This is a genomic window from Streptomyces coacervatus (assembly GCF_029223485.1).
Taxonomy (GTDB): domain Bacteria; phylum Actinomycetota; class Actinomycetes; order Streptomycetales; family Streptomycetaceae; genus Streptomyces; species Streptomyces coacervatus.
The window spans coordinates 269,909-290,621 of the sequence record NZ_JARHTP010000002.1; the positions used below are offsets into that span (position 1 = coordinate 269,909).

General features: G+C 72.4%; 20 protein-coding genes. 14 read left to right on the forward strand and 6 right to left on the reverse strand.

Going from position 1 to position 20,713, the window contains the following annotated elements; genetic code table 11:
- Positions 1–23: 23 nt before the first annotated feature.
- Entirely contained in the window at positions 24–926 is a 903-nt protein-coding gene (locus P2Q00_RS04930; RefSeq protein ID WP_275769924.1) for a universal stress protein, read from the reverse strand.
- 163 nt (positions 927–1,089) lie between these two features.
- Between P2Q00_RS04930 and P2Q00_RS04935 the strand changes: the two genes are divergently transcribed.
- From P2Q00_RS04935 to hypE, 13 genes are all read left to right on the forward strand, one after another.
- Positions 1,090–1,920 carry a universal stress protein gene (locus P2Q00_RS04935; protein ID WP_275769925.1) on the forward strand — a complete coding sequence of 277 codons (831 nt, stop codon included), beginning with the start codon at positions 1,090–1,092 and terminating at the stop codon, positions 1,918–1,920.
- 220 nt (positions 1,921–2,140) lie between these two features.
- Positions 2,141–2,647, forward strand: a complete 507-nt coding sequence (locus tag P2Q00_RS04940; protein WP_275769926.1) for a hydrogenase maturation protease — start codon at positions 2,141–2,143, stop codon at positions 2,645–2,647.
- On the forward strand, positions 2,644–2,811 hold the full coding sequence (locus P2Q00_RS04945) for a hypothetical protein (protein ID WP_275769928.1): 168 nt from the start codon (positions 2,644–2,646) through the stop codon (positions 2,809–2,811). Before P2Q00_RS04940 ends, P2Q00_RS04945 begins: the two co-directional genes overlap by 4 nt.
- Positions 2,808–5,096 (forward strand): carbamoyltransferase HypF, encoded by a 2,289-nt coding sequence (gene hypF, locus P2Q00_RS04950; protein ID WP_275769930.1) that lies wholly within the window; start codon positions 2,808–2,810, stop codon positions 5,094–5,096. The genes P2Q00_RS04945 and hypF overlap by 4 nt, the downstream gene beginning before the upstream one ends.
- Before the next feature lie 6 nt (positions 5,097–5,102).
- A complete protein-coding gene (locus P2Q00_RS04955; RefSeq protein WP_275769932.1) occupies positions 5,103–5,360 on the forward strand; it encodes a HypC/HybG/HupF family hydrogenase formation chaperone in 258 nt (85 codons plus the stop codon).
- Positions 5,361–5,566: 206 nt separating this feature from the next.
- Positions 5,567–6,697 (forward strand): 4Fe-4S dicluster domain-containing protein, encoded by a 1,131-nt coding sequence (locus P2Q00_RS04960; RefSeq protein ID WP_275769934.1) that lies wholly within the window; start codon positions 5,567–5,569, stop codon positions 6,695–6,697.
- Positions 6,697–7,161: a Crp/Fnr family transcriptional regulator gene (locus tag P2Q00_RS04965; protein ID WP_275769936.1), complete on the forward strand. Its 465-nt coding sequence runs from the start codon at positions 6,697–6,699 to the stop codon at positions 7,159–7,161. The genes P2Q00_RS04960 and P2Q00_RS04965 overlap by 1 nt, the downstream gene beginning before the upstream one ends.
- A complete protein-coding gene (locus tag P2Q00_RS04970) occupies positions 7,158–7,964 on the forward strand; it encodes an FAD/NAD(P)-binding protein (protein ID WP_275769938.1) in 807 nt (268 codons plus the stop codon). The genes P2Q00_RS04965 and P2Q00_RS04970 overlap by 4 nt, the downstream gene beginning before the upstream one ends.
- 1 nt (position 7,965) lies before the next feature.
- The gene (locus tag P2Q00_RS04975; protein WP_275769940.1) at positions 7,966–8,733 is read left to right on the forward strand and encodes an NADH-quinone oxidoreductase subunit B family protein; all 768 of its coding nucleotides are present in this window, start codon (positions 7,966–7,968) and stop codon (positions 8,731–8,733) included.
- Positions 8,730–10,103: a Ni/Fe hydrogenase subunit alpha gene (locus P2Q00_RS04980; protein WP_275769942.1), complete on the forward strand. Its 1,374-nt coding sequence runs from the start codon at positions 8,730–8,732 to the stop codon at positions 10,101–10,103. Before P2Q00_RS04975 ends, P2Q00_RS04980 begins: the two co-directional genes overlap by 4 nt.
- Entirely contained in the window at positions 10,096–10,716 is a 621-nt protein-coding gene (locus P2Q00_RS04985) for a CBS domain-containing protein (protein ID WP_275769944.1), read from the forward strand. Before P2Q00_RS04980 ends, P2Q00_RS04985 begins: the two co-directional genes overlap by 8 nt.
- Positions 10,717–10,732: 16 nt before the next feature.
- On the forward strand, positions 10,733–11,836 hold the full coding sequence (gene hypD / locus P2Q00_RS04990; protein WP_275769946.1) for a hydrogenase formation protein HypD: 1,104 nt from the start codon (positions 10,733–10,735) through the stop codon (positions 11,834–11,836).
- On the forward strand, positions 11,833–12,867 hold the full coding sequence (hypE, locus tag P2Q00_RS04995; RefSeq protein ID WP_275769948.1) for a hydrogenase expression/formation protein HypE: 1,035 nt from the start codon (positions 11,833–11,835) through the stop codon (positions 12,865–12,867). The genes hypD and hypE overlap by 4 nt, the downstream gene beginning before the upstream one ends.
- 1 nt (position 12,868) lies before the next feature.
- Here hypE and P2Q00_RS05000 read toward each other — a convergent pair whose 3' ends face one another.
- From P2Q00_RS05000 to P2Q00_RS05020, 5 genes are all read right to left on the reverse strand, one after another.
- Complete coding sequence (locus P2Q00_RS05000; RefSeq protein ID WP_275769950.1) at positions 12,869–13,477, reverse strand: TetR/AcrR family transcriptional regulator; 609 nt, start codon at positions 13,475–13,477, stop codon at positions 12,869–12,871.
- Between the two features lie 27 nt (positions 13,478–13,504).
- Positions 13,505–15,565, reverse strand: coding sequence for a galactose-binding domain-containing protein (locus P2Q00_RS05005; RefSeq protein ID WP_275769952.1), 2,061 nt, complete (start codon positions 15,563–15,565; stop codon positions 13,505–13,507).
- A gap of 217 nt (positions 15,566–15,782) precedes the next feature.
- On the reverse strand, positions 15,783–16,292 hold the full coding sequence (locus P2Q00_RS05010) for a flavodoxin domain-containing protein (protein WP_275769954.1): 510 nt from the start codon (positions 16,290–16,292) through the stop codon (positions 15,783–15,785).
- Positions 16,293–16,313: 21 nt separating this feature from the next.
- Positions 16,314–17,045 (reverse strand): CBS domain-containing protein, encoded by a 732-nt coding sequence (locus P2Q00_RS05015; protein ID WP_275769955.1) that lies wholly within the window; start codon positions 17,043–17,045, stop codon positions 16,314–16,316.
- Between the two features lie 12 nt (positions 17,046–17,057).
- Positions 17,058–19,748, reverse strand: a complete 2,691-nt coding sequence (locus P2Q00_RS05020) for a bifunctional acetate--CoA ligase family protein/GNAT family N-acetyltransferase (RefSeq protein ID WP_275769956.1) — start codon at positions 19,746–19,748, stop codon at positions 17,058–17,060.
- A gap of 545 nt (positions 19,749–20,293) precedes the next feature.
- Here P2Q00_RS05020 and P2Q00_RS05025 point away from each other — a divergent pair.
- The gene (locus P2Q00_RS05025) at positions 20,294–20,713 is read left to right on the forward strand and encodes a hypothetical protein (RefSeq protein ID WP_275769957.1); all 420 of its coding nucleotides are present in this window, start codon (positions 20,294–20,296) and stop codon (positions 20,711–20,713) included.

The window sequence follows — 20,713 nt, forward strand, 5'->3', positions numbered from 1 at the left end:
GCGGCCTCTCAGTCGTGGGGATGTCAGTCGTGGGGTACGACGGCCACGGGGCAGCCGACGTGGTGGATGGCGGCGTGGGCGACGGGGCCGGTGCGCGGGACGGTGGGCCGCTCGGTCAGGCGGCGGCCGACGACGAGCAGGCTCGCCCCGGAGGCGGCCCGCACCAGCACGGACGGCGGGCGGCCCTCGGTCACGGTCTCGGCGACCTCGACCTCGGGGTACTTCTCGCGCCACACCTGAAGGACGGCGGTCAGGAAGCCGAGCCATTCCCGGGCCCGGTCCGGACGGTCCACCAGGCCGATGTCCCCGGCGCCGAGCCCGATCGGTGAGGGCTGCTGCCAGGCGTGCACGACCTTCAGGCGGGCGCGGCGCAGCCGGGCCTCCTCGAAGGCGAACTCGATCACCTCGTCGCAGGGGTCGGCGAGGTCGATGCCGAGGACGACGTCCCGGTAGCCGGTGCGGGTGGAGGCGCCGCCGTCGCGGTCCGGCAGATGCTCGTCGGCGGCCTCCTCGCCGGCCCGGACGAGGACGACCGGCCGGGCCGCCCGCGCCACCACGCCCAGCGCGACCGAACCGACCAGGAACCCCGTGAAGCCGCTGAGCCCGCGCGAGCCGAGCACCAACAGGTCGGCCTGCTCGGCCGCCTTCAGCAGGGCGGTGGTCGCGGGACCCTCGACCTGCTCGTAGTCGAGCTTGACGGCAGGGCAGGTACGGCGGATGCGGTCCTCCGCCTGACGCAGGGACCGCTGTGCAAGGTGCCGCTGGGCGGCTGTGGCGATCTCGCCGTGCTCCTGACGGGGGTGCCAGTTCCAGGCGTGCACGAGCCGCAGCGGGCGGTCGCGACGTACGGCCTCGCGGGCGGCCCACTCGGCGGCGGCGAGACTCTCGGCGGAACCGTCGACTCCGGCGATGACGGGCGGAAGCATGGTGCGCACCTCCTGCGCTCGGTCTGCTCCTCGCCACCAGCTTCGTCCCGGGGCCTACCGGCGGGTATGGGCCGCCAGGGCTCCGACTGGGTCCGTTCGGCCCCTGCGCACGCCGGGGGCGGGCGGCCAACGTGGAGGGACACGGTCCGGAAGGCGGCACGCCATGCAACGAGTGATCATCGCCGGGGTCGACCGGTCGGCACGCAGCCGGGCCGCGGCCGACTGGGCCACCCGCGAGGCGCTGCTGCGCGGACTGCCGCTGCGGGTGGTGCACGTAGTACCGCCCGCCCCCTTGGACCCGGTGGAGCAGTGGCCGTACCGTCCGGCGGCCGTGGCGGACCATGTGGTGGCCGAACTCGTCGAGCGACACCCGGCGTTGCGGGCGCAGGGCGAGAGCCACACCGGGATGCCGGCCCCGGTCCTGCGTGCCATGGGCGGGCAGGCGGAGCTGCTCGTGCTCGGCCTGCGCGGCGAGGGCGGCAGCGCGAGGATCGCGGTGGGCTCCACCGCCGCGGCTCTGGCCGAGGGGTCCGCGGGGCCGGTGGTGCTGGTCCCCGGCCCGCTCGCCGGCCAGGGTCCCCCGCGGCCGTCCGCCGGTGTGACCGTGGGCGTCGACGTCCGGGCCCCGGTCGGCGGCGCGCTCGACTTCGCCTTCGAGGCGGCCCGGCTGCGCGGTGCACGGCTGCATGCCGTGTACGCCTGGAAGCTGCCCGCATCCGCCGCCGCTGCGCCCTTCGCCGTCCTGGAGGAGGACCGGGCCACCTGGGAGGACCAGGAGGTGCAGCTGCTGTCCGACGCGCTGCGGCCGTGGCGCAGGAAGTACCCGGACGTCGACGTCCTGGAGGACGTCGTGCTGTTCACCCCGGTAGAAGCCCTCGTCCACGCCTCGGAAGGCGCCGAACTGGTGGTGGTCGGACGGCGTTCCGCGCCGGGTGCCACGCTCCGGGAGCTGCTGGAACACTGCCGGTGCCCGGTCGCCGTCGTCCCGGCGTGATCCCGGGAGGATCGGCCCGACGGCTGGGCCGTTGCCTCGGAAGACGCCGAACCGGGCCTGATCGGAGGGCATTCCGTGCCCGGGTCCACGCTCCGGGAGCTACTCGAGCACTGCCGGTGCCCGTCGCCGTCGTTCCCTCGTGATCCGGGGAGGGTCGGCCCCGGCGGTTGGGTCGTTCGGCCCCTGTGGGGCCGGGTGACGTTGGCGCACCGTGAGGACCATGAGGACGCGGACACGGATCGCCGTCATCGGCGTCGGCAACGAGTTCCGGCGCGACGACGGCGTGGGCTGGGCCGTGCTCGCCAGGCTGCGCGAGCGCGCCGCGCGGCGGCCGCTGCCGCCGGGCACCGTGCTCGCCACCTGCGACGGCGACCCCGGGCGGCTGATCGGGCTGTGGGAGGGCGCGGGCCTCGCGGTGGTCGTGGACGCCGCCCACGCGCACCCTGGCACCCCCGGCCGGGTGCACCGTCTCGAACTGGACGCCGGGCACCTGGCGCAGCCGCCGACGACCAGCTCGCACGGCCTCGGCCTGGGCGAGGCCGTCGAACTCGCCCGGGCACTGGGCGTGTTGCCCGACCACCTCGTGGTGTACGCCGTGGAGGGCGCCGAGAGCACGCTCGGCACCTGCCTCTCCCCCACCGTCGAAGCAGCCGTGCAACCACTCGTCCGAGCCGTCGAGTCCGAGATCGCCCGGCACCCGCAGACCACCGCAGGGAGGCCAGCATGACCGTATGGCCCGACGACCCCGTCGTGTACGCCGTGGAGGGCGCCGAGAGCACGCTCGGCACCGGCCTCTCCCCCACCGTCGAAGCAACCGTGCAACCACTCGTCCGAGCCGTCGAGTCCGAGATCGCCCAGCACCCCCAGACCACCGCAGGGAGGCCGGTATGACCGTGCGGCGCTTCCATGTGGAGGGGATCGTCCAGGGCGTCGGCTTCCGCCCGTTCGTGTACCGCACCGCGTCCGCGCTCGGTCTGGACGGCTGGGTGGCCAATGTCAACGGGCATGTGGAGGGCGAGGTCACCGGGCCGCCCCGCACGATCGACGAGTTCGCCGCCCGGCTGCGCACGGACGCACCGGCTCTCGCCCGGGTGCGCCGCGTCCGGCTGACCGGCGGCGCACCCCGGCCGGCGTACGGCCCTGGTTTCCAGGTGCGGCACAGCTCGCCCGCCGGTGTGGACACGGCGCCGCGCGAGATCCCGCCCGACGCGGCGATCTGCGACGCCTGCCTGGCCGAGCTGCACGACCCCCGCAACCGCCGCCACCGCTACCCGTTCATCAACTGCACGGACTGCGGGCCACGCGCCACGATCATCGAGGACCTTCCCTACGACCGGATCCGCACCACCATGCGCCGCTTCCCGCTGTGCGGCCGGTGCGCCCGCGAGTACGCCGATCCGGCCGACCGGCGCTTCCACGCCGAACCCGTCGCCTGCCCGGCCTGCGGGCCGCAGTTGGCCTGGGAGGAGCTGCGCGGCGAGGAGGCGCTGCGGGCGGCTGTCAAGGCCGTCGAAGCGGGCGGGATCGTCGCACTGAAGGGTCTCGGCGGCTACCAGCTCGTGTGCGACGCGGGCGATCCGGCGGCCGTGTCGGAGCTGCGGCGCCGCAAGCACCGTCCGGCGAAACCGTTCGCCGTGATGGTCCGCGACCTCGACACGGCCGTCCGGCTGGCGCGGATCGGCGCCACGGAGCGGCAGGCCCTGACCTCCCAGGAGCGGCCTGTGGTGCTGCTCGCCCGGCGCCGGTGGCACGGCTCCGACCCGCTGGCCCACGAGGTGTACCCCGGCCTCACCCGCGTCGGCCTGTTCCTGCCCACCACCGGCCTGCACCATCTCCTCCTCGACGAGCTGGCCCGCCCGCTCGTGGTCACCAGCGGCAACCTCAGCGACGAGCCGATCGCCGTCGACGACGCCGAGGCCCGGCGCGCGCTGACCGGTGTCGCGGACGGCTTCCTCACCCACGATCGGCCGATCCGGTCCCGCTACGACGACTCGGTGGTGCAGTTCGCCGGCCGGACCCGGATCACGGTGCGCCGGGCCCGCGGGCTCGCCCCCGCCCCCTTGCCGCTGTCCGTCCGCGAGCCGGTCGCCGGGGCCGGTGCCCAGCTCAAGCACACCTTCACGCTGGCCGCCGACGGGCGGGCCCACCTCGGCCCGCACACGGGAGACCTGGCCGACCCGGCGGCGCACGACGCGTTCCTGGCGTCGTACGAGCACCTCAAGCGGCTCACCGGCATCGAACCGGCCGTCCTCGCCCACGACCTGCACCCCGGCTACCTGTCCACGCAGTGGGCCGAGGCGCAGCCGCTGCGCCGGATCGCGGTGCAACACCATCACGCGCACGTGGCCGCCTGCGCGGCCGAGCACGGGGTGCAGGGGCGCTTCCTCGGTGTCGCCTACGACGGTCTGGGGCTGGGCGACGACGGCACCCTGTGGGGCGGCGAGATCCTCGTCGCCGATCTGAGCGGCTACCGTCGCGTGGGCAGGTTCGCGACCGCGCCCCTGCCCGGCGGCGACGCGGCGGTACGCCATCCCTCCCGTACGGCCCTTGGCCATCTGTTCGGCGCCGAGACGCTGGGCTCCCCGCGCCCGTATCCGTGGCTCACCCGGTCCTTCACGGAGCGGCTCGATCCGGCCGAGGTCGCCGCCGTGCGCACGATGGTCGCGCGAGGCGTGAACTGTCCGCGCGCGTCGAGTGCCGGTCGGCTCTTCGACACGGTCGCCGCGCTTGTGGGGCTGTGCGATCGGGCCGGTTACGAGGGCGAGGCGGCCGTCCTGCTGGAAGCGGCGGCGGGCGCCGAGCACGCCGCGGCGCTGGCCCACCGGGTGGTCCGGGCGCAGGGCCTGTGGGTGTACGACCCCGCACCGACGCTGGCCGATCTGCTGCGGCGGCAGCTGGACGGGGAGCGGGTGGCCCGGCTGGCCGCGGCCTTCCATCTGACGCTCGCGATCGTCACCGCGGAGCTCGTCGCCCGAGCCGTGGCCGAGGGTGCGCCGCGGACGGTGTGTCTCGGCGGCGGCTGCTTCGTCAACCGGCGGCTGCTGACGGAGGTGAAGCGGCGGCTGCACGCGCAGGGGCTGCGGGTGCTGGTCGGTGGTCAGGTTCCGGTCGGGGACGGCGGCATCAGTTACGGGCAGGCGGCGGTCGCTGCGGCGCGGCTGGCCCGGGAGGGGTGAACGCGTATGTGTCTGGGCATCCCGGGGCGGGTTGTGGAGATCCACGACGATGCGGGGCTGCGGATGGCGACGGTGGATTTTGGCGGGGTTCGGCGCGAGGTCTGTCTCAGCTGTACGCCGGAGGCGGATGTGGGGTCGTACGTGATCGTGCATGTCGGGTTTGCGATCACCTTGGTCGATGAGGTTGAGGCGGGGCGGACGCTTGATGTGCTGCGGGCCATGGCTGGAGCCGTGGAAGGGGAACTGGGCGAATCCCTTCCGTAATCGGGGTGGTCCGGGTCGTGTCGAATCCGCGGGTCGCAGGGGGTTGGTCGCGCCCACGCGGCGGAGCCGCATATCGACACAGCCCCGCGCCCCTTTCAGGGGCGTTGCAGGTCCGGTCGGCTTGTTCAGCGGGCCAGTTGGCCCATGCCTCCGGTGGTCAGCTCGGTCGGAAGCTGGAAGTGGAGCGAGTGACGAGGAGGAGCGACATGAGCGCAGCCCCGGGCGTCCTCGATCGGGACGGGCTCGGTGCCCTGGTCGCGGTGCTGGTGGCGGAGGGACGGACCGTCGTCGGGCCGACCGTCCGTGACGGAGCGATCGTGCTGGCTGAGCTGGCCTCGGCGGAGGCGCTGCCTTACGGCTGGGGTGTGGAGCTGGAAGCCGGGCGGTACCGGCTGGTGGCCCGCGAGGACGGTGCCGCCTTCGCGCACAGCGCGGGGCCTCAGTCCTGGAAGAACTTCCTGCATCCGTCCCGGGAGCGGCTGTGGAGTGCCGACCGGACGGCGGAGGGGGAGCTGACGTTCACCGCGCACGAGCCCGAGGTGCCGTCGTACGCCTTTCTCGGTGTCCGGCCCTGTGACCTGCGGGCCATCGCCATCCAGGACCGGGTGCTGACCGGTGGGCGGTACGAGGACGGCGGCTACGGGAAGCGGCGCCGGAGTGCGCTGCTGATCGCCGCCGAGTGCACCGAGCCGGGCGCGACCTGCTTGTGTGTCTCCACCGGTGGCGGGCCCGCGGCCGATCCCGGCTACGATCTCGCGCTCACCGAGGTGGTGGACGAGGACGGGCACCGGTTCCTGGTGCGGGTGGGCAGCGACGAGGGTGCCCGGCTGCTGGAGCAAGTGCCGCACCACGGCGCCGATTTGGTCACGGAGGCCACCGCCCGTGCCTCGGTGGACGCGGCCCGCGACCGGATGGGCCGCGCGCTGCCCCCGGTCGACCTGCGCGCGCTGATGGGCGCGAGCCTGGCCGCAAAGCGCTGGGACGATGTGGCCGCGCGCTGTCTGACCTGCGGCAACTGCACCATGGTCTGCCCGACCTGCTTCTGCACCACCACCGAGGAGGTCACCGACCTGACCGGTGACCACACCGAGCGGTGGCAGCGCTGGGACTCCTGCTTCGACCTGGACTTCTCGTATCTGCACGGCGGCCCGGTCCGCGCCTCGGCACGCAGCCGCTACCGGCAGTGGCTCACCCACAAACTCTCCACCTGGCACGACCAGTTCGGCACGTCCGGATGTGTCGGCTGCGGGCGCTGCATCGCCTGGTGCCCGGCCGGCATCGACATCACGGAGGAAGTGGCCGCACTGGACGCCGAACGCGGAACGGAGTCGCCCTGATGCCCCCCTCGATGGCCCTGCGCATGAACCACGCCCTGCCCGCCGAGCACCGTGAGCGACTGCTGCGCGTCGGCCGCGAGGCCGCCTTCCCGCAGGGCAGCCGCCTCTTCGAGGAGGGCGGGCACGCGGACCGGTTCTGGATCATCCGCAGCGGAACGGCCGCCCTCGACATGCACGTCCCCGGCCGCCGCCCGCCGGTCGTCGAAACGCTCGGCATCGGCGACCTGCTCGGCTGGTCCTGGCTGTACGAGCCGTTCGTGTGGCAGCTCGGCGCGGGGGCCGTGACCCCCTTGCAGGCCTACGAGTTCGATGCTGTCGCCGTCCGGCTGATGTGCCTCGACGACCCTGAGTTCGGGCGTGCCGTGGAGCACTGGGTCGGCCGGGTGCTGGCCCACCGGCTCAACGCGGCCCGCGCCCGGCTGGTCGACCTGTACGGGATCTACGAGACGAAGGACGAGCGATGACCGCCGTGCCGGTGCCCCACCGAGTGGTCGCCCGCCGGGCGGAGACCGCGGACACGGTGACGCTCCGCTTCGAGCCGGTCGGTCCCGCGCTGCCCGACTTCAGGCCGGGGCAGTTCGCGATGGTGCACTCCTTCGGCCGCGGCGAGATCCCCGTCTCCGTGAGTTCCGTGCAGGCCACCGGCGGCCTCGCGCACACCGTCCGCTCGGTGGGCGCGGTCTCCGACGGACTGTGTGCGGCCCGGGTCGGCGACGTCCTCGGCATTCGCGGGCCCTACGGGACCGGTTGGGAACTGGAGCGGGCACGGGGCCGGGACGTGGTGATCGTGGCGGGCGGCATCGGCTACGCCCCGCTGCGGCCGCTGATCCTGGGCGCGCTGGCCGAGCCGGCGGCGTACCGCCGCGTCAACGTCCTGATCGGGGCACGCACCCCGGGCGACCTGATCGCCCGCAAGGAGGTGGAGAGCTGGGCCACGGCGTACACCGGCGTGACGGTGGACCAGCCCGATGCGGACTGGCGTGGAGACGTCGGCGTGGTCACCCAGCTCCTGGGGCGGGCGCACTTCGATCCGGAGGACACCTGGGCGTTCGTCTGCGGCCCCGAGCCGATGATCCGGGCGGCCGCACGCGAACTCGCCCACCGCGGTGTGCGCCGTGACTGTATCCGTGTCTCGTTGGAGCGCAACATGCGCTGCGCGACCGGGCACTGCGGGCACTGCCAGCTCGGCCCGCTGCTGCTGTGCCGGACGGGCCCCGTCGTGGACTGGGAATGCGCCGAACCCCTGCTCTCCGTAAGGGAGTTGTGAGATGGCCCCCACGAAGACCACCCCCACGCTGGCGGTGTTCAAGCTGGCCTCCTGCGACGGCTGCCAGCTCACCCTGCTGGACTGCGAGGACGAACTCCTGGCGCTGGCGGGCGAGGTGGACATCTCGCACTTCCTGGAGGCCTCCAGCGCGGTGGCATCCGGCCCGTACGACCTGTCCCTGGTGGAGGGCTCGGTAACCACGGCCGCGGACGCCGAGCGGATCCGGGCCATCCGTGCCGCCTCGCGCCATCTGGTGACCATCGGGGCGTGCGCCACGGCAGGCGGCATCCAGGCGCTCAGGAACTTCGCGGACGTGGACGAGTTCCGGCGCACGGTCTACGCGCACCCCGAGTACATCTCCACGCTCGCCACCTCCACCCCCGTATCGGCCCATGTGGACGTCGACTTCGAGCTGCGCGGCTGCCCGATCGACCGCCGGCAGCTGATCGAGGTGATCACCGCGTTCCTCGCCGGCCGCAAGCCGGACGTGCCGAACCACAGCGTGTGCTTCGAGTGCAAGCGGCGCGGCACGGTCTGCGTCACGGTCGCCCACGGGACGCCGTGCCTCGGCCCGGTCACACACGCCGGATGCGGGGCCCTGTGCCCTGCCTACCACCGCGGGTGCTTCGGCTGCTTCGGCCCGTCCGGGTCGGTGAACCTGCCCGCGCTGATCCCGCTGCTGCGCCGCGACGGCCTCGACGAGGACGCCGTCGGACGCTTCCTGCACACCTTGAACACCGCAGCTTTCGATGAGGAGTTGAGCAAGTGACGCATCGCGGATCCCGTGTCCTGCACGTCGGCTCGCTGTCCCGGGTCGAGGGCGAGGGCGCCCTGCGTCTGCAGGTGCACAACGGGACGGTCACCGACGCACGGCTGGAGATCTACGAACCGCCGCGTTTCTTCGAGGCGTTCCTGCGCGGGCGTTCGTACACCGAGCCGCCGGACATCACGGCGCGGGTGTGCGGGATATGCCCGGTGGCGTATCAGATGAGCGCGTGCGCGGCGATCGAGGACGCGTGCGGGGTGACGGTCGACCCGGTCATCCGGGATCTGCGCCGGCTGCTGTACTGCGGGGAGTGGATCGAGAGCCAGGTCCTGCACATCTATCTGCTGCACGCCCCGGACTTCCTGGGCCGCGCGAGCGCGATCGAACTGGCCCGCACCCATCGCGCCGAGATCGAGCGGGGACTGCGGCTGAAGAAGGCCGGCAACTCCCTGATGGAGCTGCTGGGCGGACGGGCCGTACACCCCGTCAACGTACGGCTGGGCGGCTTTCACCGGGTGCCGACACGTGCCGAACTTCGGCCCCTGCGGGAGCAGTTGAAGCAGGCCCTGGACGACGCGTGGGAGACCGTGCGCTGGGTGGCCGGCTTCGAGTTCCCGGACGGCCACGTGGAAGCCGATCTGCTGGCTCTGGCCGACCCGGACACGTACGCCATCGAGGGCGGTACGCCGACGGTGCTGCGCGCGGACGGCAGCACCGCCTCCTTCCCGGTGCGGGAGTTCACCGAGCACGTCACCGAGACCCATGTGGAGCACTCCACCGCGCTGCACTCGCGGCTCGACGGGCGGCTGCATCTCACCGGCTCCCTCGCCCGGTTCGCGATCGGCGGGGCACGGCTGTCGCCGGTCGCGCTGGAGGCGGCCGTGGAGGCGGGGCTGGGCGATCCGCGCGAGGGCGCCGTGTGCCGCAATCCGTTCCGGTCGATCCTGGTGCGGGCGGTGGAGAGCGTGTACGCGGTCGCGGAGGCGCTGCGGATCATCGACGCCTACGAGCCGCCCGCACGCCCGTACACAGACGTGCCCGCACTCGCGGGCGTCGGCCACGGTGCCACCGAGGCGCCCCGCGGGCTGCTCTACCACCGCTACGAACTCGACGCCGACGGTCTCGTGACCAGTGCCCTGCTGGTGCCGCCGACGGCACAGAACCAGGGTGCGATCGAGGACGACCTGCGCCGGCTGGCCCAGCGGGCGATCGGCGAACGCGACCCGGACGACGCCGAGTTGACGGCTCTGTGCGAGCGGGCGATCCGCAATCACGACCCGTGCATCTCGTGCTCCACCCACTTCCTCGACCTGACGGTCGTCCGTACCTCGTCAGACACCATGGAAGACATTTCGGGAGGCTGCGATGCCTGAATCTCCGTACACCGTGAGCGATGTGATGACGCACACCGTCGTCGCCGTCGGCAGTGAGGCGCCCTTCAAGGAGATCGTCGAACTGCTCGACCAGTGGAAGGTCAGCGCGCTGCCGGTGCTGGCGGGCGAGGGCCGGGTCGTGGGGGTGGTCTCCGAGGCGGATCTGATGGCCAAGGAGGAGTTCAGGGACACCGAGGAGGGGGATCCGGCCGCCCGGAAGAAGGCCGGCGCGGTGACCGCGGGCGAGCTGATGAGCGCCCCGGCCGTGACCGTGCACGCCGACTCCTCGCTGGCCGAGGCCGCCCGGATCATGGCCCGACGGCATGTCAAGCGGCTGCCGGTCGTGGACGGGGTCGGGCTGCTGCAGGGCGTGGTCAGCCGCAGCGATCTGCTGAAGGTCTTCCTCCGAGACGACGAGGAGATCGAACAGGAGATCCGGCGCAGCGTGCTGGGTCAGCTCCCGGTCACCACTCCCCTGACCGTGAGTGTGACCGAGGGAGTGGTCACGCTGGGCGGTTCCCTGCCCGACCGGATGCTCGTGCCCGTGGTGGCGAGGGCGGTGCGGGCAGTGGAGGGGGTCGTGGACATCCGGCTCGATCTCACGCATCGATGACGCGCACGGAGGGCCGATGAAATACCTCGACGAATACCGCGATCCCGTCCTCGCCCGGCGGCTGCTGGACGAGCTGCGGCAGACCGCCACCCGACCCTGGCGGATCATGGAGGTGTGCGGCGGGCAGACCCACACCCTGGTCCGTCAGGGCATCGACGAGCTGCTGCCCGCCGGAATGCGGATGATCCACGGCCCCGGCTGCCCGGTCTGCGTGACCCCGCTGGAGACCCTGGACCGGGCCATGGCGATCGCCGCCCGGCCCGGCGTGATCCTCACCAGCTTCGGCGACATGCTGCGCGTGCCCGGCACGGACACCGACCTGCTGTCGCTGCGGGCGCGGGGCGCGGACGTGCGCGTGGTGTACGCCCCGATGGACGCCGTGCGCCTGGCCGCCGACCACCCCGACCGGGAGGTGGTCTTCCTCGCGGTCGGCTTCGAGACGACCGCGCCCGCCAATGCGATGGCGGTGCTGCACGCGGCCCGTCTCGGCCTGACGAACTTCTCGATGCTGGTCAGCCATGTCCTGGTGCCTCCCGCCATGACGGCACTGCTCGACGACCCCGACTGCGAGGTGCAGGCCTTCCTCGCGGCCGGGCATGTGTGCGCGGTGATGGGCTGGACCGAGTACGAGCCGATCGCCGCCCGCTACAAGGTGCCCATCGTGGTCACCGGCTTCGAGCCGCTGGACCTGCTGGAGGGCATCCTGATGGCCGTACGGCAGCTGGAGGACGGCCGGGCCGAGGTGGAGAACCAGTACGTACGGGCCGTGCGCCGCTCCGGCAACACCGACGCGCAGGACGCCGTCCGTACGGCCTTCCGGGTCACCGACCGGGCCTGGCGCGGTATCGGGGCGCTGCCCGACAGCGGGCTCGAACTGGCCGAGGAGTACCGGCAGTTCGATGCCGCCCGCCGCTTCGACGTGGGCGGGCTGTGTCCCGTCGAGGACGCTGAGTGCATCGCGGGCGCCATCCTCACCGGGGCGAAGCTGCCCACCGACTGCGCCGCGTACGGCACCCGTTGCACACCCCGCCACCCCCTGGGCGCGCCGATGGTGTCGTCCGAGGGCACCTGCGCCGCCTTCCACGCGGCGGGACGCACTCCTGCGAGGAGCACGGCATGAGCATCCAATGTCCCACCCCCAACCACGAGGACGAGGTCGTCCTGCTGGGCCACGGCGCCGGCGGACGCCTCACCGCGGAGCTGCTGGACCTGCTGGTGCTGCCCGCCGTGGGCGGCGGGACGGGCCCGCTGGAGGATGCCGCGCTGCTGCCGGGCCATCCCGGTCTGGTGATGAGCACCGACAGTTTCGTGGTGAGCCCGCTGTTCTTCCCCGGCGGGGACATCGGATCCCTCGCCGTGCACGGCACGGTCAACGACCTGGCGATGCGCGGCGCATGGCCGCTCGCGCTGTCCGTGTCCCTCATCGTCGAGGAGGGGCTGCCGCTGGCCGAACTGCGGTCCGTGATGGCCTCGTTGGGCAAGGCGGCGCAGGACGTCGGGGTGCCCGTGGTCACCGGGGACACCAAGGTCGTGGGCCGTGGTGCGGCCGACCGTCTCTTCATCAACACCACCGGCGTCGGGCAGCGGCACGAACTGCTGTGCCCGTCGGCGGCGTTGGCCCGCCCGGGCGATGCGGTGCTGCTGTCCGGGCCCATCGGACTGCACGGCACGACCGTGCTCAGCACCCGCGAGCGGCTCGGCTTCGAGAGCGACATCGCCTCGGACACCCGGCCGCTCCACCGGCTGGTGCGCACCCTGGCGCCGCTGGGCGCCGCGGTCCATGTCCTGCGGGACCCGACCCGGGGCGGGCTGGCCGCCGCCCTCAACGAGATCGCCCGGGACTCGTCCGTCGCCGTGGAGATCGAGGAGAGCGCCGTGCCCGTGCCCGGGACGGTGGCTTCCGCCTGCGACCTGCTCGGCCTGGACCCGCTGGTCGTCGCCAACGAGGGCTGCCTGGTCGCCTTCGTCGACGGCGGCGTAGCAGAGGGGGCGCTGGCCGCCCTGCGGTCGCTGCCGGAGGGGGCGCAGGCGGTGCGGATCGGCGAGGTGCTGCCGCAGGGGCCGCGGGGCCGGGTCACCGTGCGCACGCTGGTCGGCGCCCGGCGCATCGTGGAAATGCCGCTGGGCGAGCAGCTGCCCCGGATCTGCTGAGTCAGGCCCGGTGGCCGTCGTCGTGGACCAGGCCTGCGATGTGGGTGGTGACCGTGTCGAGGATGTCGGTCCAGGCCGATTCGTCGCCGAGGACGAGGTAGTTGAGGGTCAGCCCGTCGGTCATGGCCGCGAGGTAGCGGGCCAACACCGTTTCGGGAACGGCGAGTTGAAGGTCCATGGTCCTGCGCAACCCGTCGATGAGCTCGATGTAGGCGGCGCCGTACAGCTCGTACTGCCGTCGGGCCAGGTGCTCGAAACCCGGCTCGCGCAGGGCGTATTGGGTGAGTTCGTAGCTGAGCATGTGCTCGTCGGGGTGGGTGCGGACGTGGTCCCAGTACGCCTGGAAACCGGCCCGGACGGTCTCCACGAGTGTCGACTTGGGCAGCAGGGCCTCCTTCACCACGGTGACCGAGTGATCGGTGAGGGCGGTGATGACGGCCTCGACCAGGGCCTGCTTGGAGTCGAAGCAGTAGTGGAAGACGCTCAGGGAGACGCCGGCCTCGGCGGCGATGGACCGGGTCGTCGTTTTGGCGACGCCATCCCGGGCCATCGCCCTGATCGCCGCTTCCGTCAGCTGTCTGCGCCGCTCGGCCGACGGCATGCGTGCCATGTGCGTCCTCGGGTGTGGTGACGGGCCTCAGGCGCTGTGGACGCCCACTTCGTAGAGCGAGTATCCCCAGTCGGTGCCGCGGCCGAGGCCGTGGATACGGACGTAGCGGGCCGGTGTGCCGGTGAAACGGGCGGTGTCCAGGCCGCCGTCGCCGGACGTGGTGGACCAGACGGTCTGCCAGTTGCTCCCGTCGGTGGAGAGTTCGATGCGGTACGCCTTGCCGTACGCGCGCTCCCAGTTCAGCGTGACCCGGCTGACGAGGTGGGTTGCGCCCAGGTCCACCTGCCACCACTGGTCGTCGCTCCAGTTGCTGGCCCAACGCGTGCCGTCGTCACCGTCGACGGCCCGGCCCGGCTGGTAGCTGGTGAACGGGTTCCACTCGGACGAACTGGCCGTGGCCGTCGCGCCCTTGGCGAGGTCGACCGATGCCTGGTGCTGCTCGGTCGCCCCCCAGGTGTGGAGGTAGGACTCGGCGCCCCGCATCAGGTCGTTCACCACGCCCTGGCCTCCGACGAGCCGGATGTCCTCGATCCAGTCGGGGATCATGCCGACGTGGGCGGCGCCGTCCGTGTTGAAGTCGAAGGTGCGCTGACCGGTGGTCTGTCTGTCGATGACGGAGCCGCCGTCGGCGCTCTTGAAGGGGTAAGTGACCTTGTTGGGGGCGTCCGCGCCGCGCGGGGCGGGGTGGTCGCCGATGCCGTTGAAGTCGGTGCCGTAGCCGTAGCCCACGTGGTACTTGTCGCGCAGCGCCTTGGTGCGGTCGGCCTCCGCGACGAACCCCTGGGAGCCGTGCATGTACTGGGCGACGAAGCCGCCGAGGGAGTAGACCCGTTCAGTCCAGTTCAGGTCCATCCAGCTGTGCGAGGAGATCACGCCGGGGTAGGACTCGGATTCCAGGATGTCCAGGGCCTGGCCGACGGCCTTGACGCCCATGTGGTCGATCTCCAGCATCATCTTGCGTTTCATCATGCCGCGCACGGCGTATGCACCGAGGTCGGTGAGGCCGCGTTTGTTGCACTGGGCGTCCGAGTCGTACGAGGGGAGGTGCACGCCCGCCGGCAGGTCCTTCTCCGCCGCGGACGAGGCGGTACCGATGGGGTTGTCGTGCTCCGGGCCGGTGCACTTCTCGGTCTGCCAGAAGGTGCCGGTGGAGAGGAACTGGCCGACGTCGATGGCGGTGCCGAGGGTGCCCGAGTCGAAGCGGACGCCGCACAGCGCGTTGTCGAACTTGTGGCACAGGAACATGGAGCGCACACCGAGGGCGTAGAGCTCGTCCAGCCCCTTGTCGATGTCGGCCTTGCTGCACTGCGGGATGTCGAGGACCTGCTTGCAGCCGAACGGCTCGGAGGTCTCCACGCCCAGGACGACGGCCAGCTTGCCCTGCTTGATCACCTCTCGGGCCTGTGCGCTGTCGGTGACGATGCGGAACCAGCCCTTGCCGGGGCCGCCGTACATCTTGTCGATGTAGTCCTGCAGTTGGTACGTCAGCTTGGCCTGCAGCCGGATGGAGGTCATCTCGTCGCAGCTGCGGTCCTTGAAGGGGTAGACCGAGCAGATCATGCCGTTGGTGACGAGGTCGTTGACGAGAACCCGCTGTCCGCCGCGCCAGGCCCGCTCCAGCCAGGCGTAGTAGTTCGCCTGATGGGTCATCGAGTTGTATGCGGGCCAGTCCTTGAACGTCGGCCAGCCGACGGGATCGTGCCTGCCGTCGCCGCCGTGGGTGATGTAGTCGAAGATCGCGAGGCTGCCGTCGGGGTAGTGCTCGGGACAGTCCTTGAGCGCGTCGGCGACCCCTGCCTCGGAGAAGACCTTGCCGCAGATCAGTCGGCCCCCGAAGGCCTCGTTCGAGAACAGGTGGTTGTGCGCGTCGACGAACCCGCGCACCTCGCCGGCCGAGTCGGTGCCGGTGAACGGCTCTCCGGTGACGTCGATCTGGGCGTCCGGGGCCGGGGGCGAGGTCGGGATCCACCAGTCGCTTCCGGCCGCCGAGCTCGGCGTGGGGCCGAGGACCAGGGCCAGGAGAAAGAGAAGCAGAGACACCACGGTGACGTGCTTGCGGCTGCGGTACGGGCGTCGAGTCGGCGTCACGGCCCACGTCCCTCGGTCGGCGGGATGGCGCGGTCGATCAACCCACTGGGGTTGTCATGACCAGCGCAAGACATGGGACGAGGATCGGCGCGGGCACCTTCCGAGTCAAGAGTCCGGGACGCTTGACCTGATGGCGCGCGGCGGCTCCCGCTGGCCGCGCGCCACGAGGCTGTGGCCCCTCAGCTGCCCGCACCGCGATCCGCGCTGCTCGCGTTGTTCAGTTCTTCGCCCGTTCCGCCACCAGTTCGCCGGCGACACGCGCCGCCCATGACTCGATCTCGGGGAAGTTGCGGAAGTCCCCGCCCTTTCCGTTGCGCACGATCATCTTGGCGATACGGCCCTTGGCACCCTCCTGCAGACAGCCTCCGAAGGTGATGTGTCCCCTGGCGTCCAGCCGGGTCATCGCGCGGCGCACACCCGGCACGGGCGGGATGTCCCGCTCCGACGCCGAGGCATCCAGCGGGCCGCTGCTGAAGAACCACAGGGGGCGTTCGGCCAGTGCGCGGCGGTGCCGGCGCACGAACCGGCGGGCGTCCTTGTGCCAGCGTCCGGCGTACAGCCCGCCGCCGACCACCACGGCGTCGTACCCCGTCAGGTCCACGACGGCCCCGGCCGGAAGCGCCGCGGCCGTGAGTCCCTCCTTGCGCAGGACCTCGGCCACGGCCTCGGCGATCTGCGCGGTCGATCCGTTCGTCGTCCCGTAGGCGACCAGCACGCCGCTCAGCATGGCGGTCCGCCTCCTTTCACCTCACAGTTTGCGCAGCCAGTCGTCGGCGATCCCGTGGAGGGCCTGCTCGTCGGCCTTGAGGTGCGCGTCGTCCAGCCGGTAGGAGAGCTTGTCGACGACCGCGACCACACCGTCGATCTGACGGGTCATGGAGACGGCGATCTCCGTCTCGCTCTTGCGTTCCATGTGCCCGGAGAGCGTGACCACGCCCTCCACCACGTGGACGTCGATGCTGCGCGGCGGCAGCCACAGCGCGCGCACCAGCACCTCGTCGACGATCTCCGCGCGGATCTCCGCGTCGGGCCGCAGGAAGACCTGGAGCAGGTCGCGGCGGGTGACGATGCCGACGAGCCGGTGCTCCTCGTCGAGGACCGGCAGCCGCTCGATGCGGTGCTGCGCCATGGTGCGGGCCGCCTCGACGATGGTGTTGTCGGCGTCCACCGTGACGGGCGGCTCGGTCATCAGCTGGCCGGCGGTGCGGGCCGTGGCCTTCGCGGCCCGCTGCCGGGCCACACGGGTCACCGAGGCGGGCCAGTGGCGCTTCTTCGGCTCGAACGGGTCCGCCGTCTCTGCCTGCCGGACCATGAGATCCGTCTCGGAGATGACACCGATGACCTTCTCGTCCTCGTCGACCACCGGCAGTCCGCTGATGCGGTGCTCGCCGAGCAGCCGTGCCACCTCCTTGAACGGGGTGCCGTACTCGGCGCGGACGACGTCCGTGGTCATCACGGAGCCGACCTTGTTGTGCTTCATGACGTTTCCTCCTCAGCGGAGCCGGCGCAGATACGGGTCGTGGGGCGTGCGCGGCAGCAGGCGCACCCGCGCATCGAGCACGGTCACTCCGCCCGGTGTCGCGAGTACGGGGTTGAAGTCGGCCTCGGCCAGCTGCGGCAGATCGCTCGCCATCCGGGACAGCCTCAGCAGCAGTTGTTCCAGGCCTTCGAGGTCGACGGGGCGCGCGCCGTCCGCGCCGAACAGCAGCGGGGCACAGCGCGGGGCCGTGATCAGGTCGTGCACGTCGTGGTCGGTGAGCGGGGCGAGGCGCGCGGCGTGGTCGGCGAGGACCTCGGTGGCGGTGCCGCCGAGGCCGAACAGCACGAGCGGGCCGAAGACCTCGTCCTGGACGACGCCCGCGAACAGTTCGGTGCCGCGGTCGGCGAGCGGCTGCAGCACCACGCCCGTCAGCAGGCCGGCGAAGCGGGTCTCCAAGTCCCGGAAGGCGGCGCGCACTTGGGAGTCGCCGCGCAGGTCGAGGTGGACGGCGTGTTCGGCGGTCTTGTGCAGCAGGCCGGGCCAGTGGCCCTTCATGACCACCCGGCCGTCGGCGCCGCGCAGCCGGTCGGCCGCGAGGACGGCGTCGTCCTCGGTCTCGGCCCAGGCCCACGGCGACTGGGGTGTGCCGTAGCAGTCGAGGAGCGCGGCGCACTCCCGCGGACCGAGCCAGCCGCCGTCCGGGTGGGCGTCGAGGAAGCTCTCGACGACGGAACGGGCGCGCGCCGTGTCGACGCCGTCGAGGTCGGGGACGGTCCCGGCGGGGCGTGCGAGCCATTCCGCGCGGTGCACGGCGTGGGCCAGGGCGCGGGCCGCCGCCTGGGGTTCGGCGTACGACGGGACGGTGCCGCCGTCGGTTGCGGGCAGCAGTTCCACGGGCAGCGCCTGTTCGAGGCGTACGGCGACGACCGGCTTCGGGCGGGGTCCGGACACCCGGGTCACGGCCCGTACGAGGTCGTCGCCGGTGGCCGCCGCCACTGCGGTGGGCACCAGGGCGACCAGGACGGCGTCGGCGTCGCCGTGCCGCACGAGGCGGTCGATGCACTGCGCGAGCTGGTCCTCCGTGACGGCCGCGGTGGCGTCCACGGGGTTGCCGGCGGCGGCGCCGTCGGGCAGCAGGGCGAGCAGGTCGTCGACCAGCTGTGGGGTGGGCGCGGGCAGAGTCAGTCCGGCCTCGGCGCAGGCGTCGGCGGCGAGGACTCCGGCGCCGCCCGCGTTGGTGACGATCGCGATCCGGGGTCCCGCGGGCAGCGGCTGGGAGTGCAGCAGGGCCGCGGTGTCGAGGAGCTCGCCGACCGAGCGGGTGGCGGTGATGCCGGCCTGGGTGAAGAGCGCCGCGCGGGTCATGGTGCGGGTGGCGGCCGCGGCGGTGTGCGAGGCGGCGGCGCGCCGGCCCGCGTCGGTGCGGCCCGCGTCGACGGTGAGCACGGGCATACGGCGTGCGACGCGGCGGGCGGTGCGGGAAAAGGCTCGTGGGTTGCCGAACGACTCCAGATGCAGCAGCGCCAGGCGGGTGCGGCCGTCGCTCTCCCACCACTGGAGCATGTCGTTGCCGCTGACGTCGTACTTGTCGCCGAGCGACGCGAAGGACGACACGCCGATCCCCAGCCGGGACAGCCCGTCCAGGAGCGCGATGCCCACCCCGCCGGACTGCACGGCGACGCCGGCCGTGCCGGGGCGCGGGTGGTTCGCGGCGAAGGTCGCGTCCAGGCTCAGCTGCGGGTCGGTGTTGGACAGGCCCAGGCAGTTCGGCCCGACCAGCCGCATGCCGTAGGTGCGGCAGGCCGCCATGAGGGCCCCCGCCTGGTCGGCGTCGAGCCCGGCGGTGACCACGAGCAGAGCCCGTACGCCTGCCTTGCCGCACTCCTCGGCGGTGGCGGGGACCGCGGCGGCGGGCACGGCGACGACAGCGAGATCCGGGGTCCGGGGCAGGGCACTGACCGAGGGGTGGCAGGGCACGCCGAGGAGGGAGGTCGCGGCGGGGTTCACCGCGAACAGACGGCGGGTGTAGCCGCCGGCCTTGAGGTGGTGCAGAACCGCCCGGCCCACGGAGCCCGGTTTGCGCCCGGCCCCTATGACGGCGACTGCCTGCGGCCGCAGCAGGGGGCTCAGGCTGAGGATGTCGGCGGCCCGGCCGCGCTCCTCGACCGCCGAGAGGTAGGTGTCGTCCTCGTCGAGCGCGATGGTGCAGCGCACCTCGGGGCCCTCGAAGCGACGGCCGATGCGCAGCCCGAGGTCGGCGAAGAGCCGGAGCACCTCGCGGTTCTCACTGAGCGCGTCGGCCGTGAAGGACGTGATGCCCTCCGCGCGTGCGGCGGAGACGAGGTGCTCGACCAGGAGGGTGCCCACGCCCCGGTGGTGCAGCCCCTCGGCGACCGCGATGGAGATCTCGGCCTCGGCGCCCGCGCCGCCGGAGTCGTACTCGGCGAGACCGATCGCCTGGCCCGTCCGCTCGGCCAGCAGCGCGCGGTATCCCGGGTGGGGTGCGGCACAGGCGCGGTCGGCGGCCATCTCGGCGGAACGCCGACTGGCACCGAAGAACCTCAGCCGCAGGTTCTCCGGGGACATCTCCTCGTACAGCCCCTGCAACTGCTCGTGGTCGGCTGCCGCCACGGGACGAATGCACACCGTGGTGCCGTCCGCGAGCAGGGCGTGGACCGGGGGCGCGGTCGTGTGGTCCGTCATCGCGGTCTCCTCCAGGTTTTCTCTCCACCTCGAGCGTCCAGCGGAACGGGGCGAGGTCACATGGGCTGACCGGAGGTGATACGGGGGCCGGTCGGCCCTCGGTACGGCCCGGCCGCCGCCCACCAGCCGGAGCCGAGCGCCCGCCCGACTCGGCGGCATGGTCCCGACGACGGTGCGTGCCTCAGCGCACGTGGACGGCGGCGATCTGCACGAGCAGGACAGCGGGCCGTCGTCAGCGGGCGGGCAGAACGGCCAGTGAAGCTCCCAGCAGGGTGAGGATGGCGCCGGGGTGTGACCGACCGGCCCGCGAAGGCGGCAACTGACCGTCGGTGTACCGAAGTTGAGCAACAGGTTTGCACTGCCGGCCCGCAAGGGCAGCCCGCGTTCCGCAGTCGACCGGGTCTCCGATTTCCACGGCGCCTACGTCGACATCCGTGGCACTTGGCAGCCCGGGTAGGGTGCGGTAGTCGCGACAAGGCATGGTCGCCGTCAACACCAGTGGTCGTGCCCTGGACAGCCACGTCCGGCACAGGAAGTGGGATGTGGTGAGAGGCCGAACGGCGAGCGCCCTGTGCGTCGCGGCAGTCGCCCTGCTGGCCGGCGCCTGCGGTGGTGCTCCGAAGGCGCTGCCGCAGGTGACGGCGGCGGACGTCCTGGGTCATTGGACGAGCGACTGCGGATCGACGCTCACGGTCGAACCGGACCGCACCTTCACCGTCCGGGACTTCCCGGTGGACTACGCGCTGGTCTCCGGAGCCGTGCAGCGCATGAAGGCCGGACACGGGACCTGGTATCTCTTCGCGGGGGTCAAGGGGGTCACCCCGCAGACCTTCGACCTGAAGATCGGCGAGGAGTTCTACGACCTGGACTACGTCCGCAAGGGGGACTCGATCGCCCTCCGCACCGTGCTCGGCGACCCCGACGACAACCGGTGGTGCGAGTTCTCCCGCCGCTCCCGCGCCTGA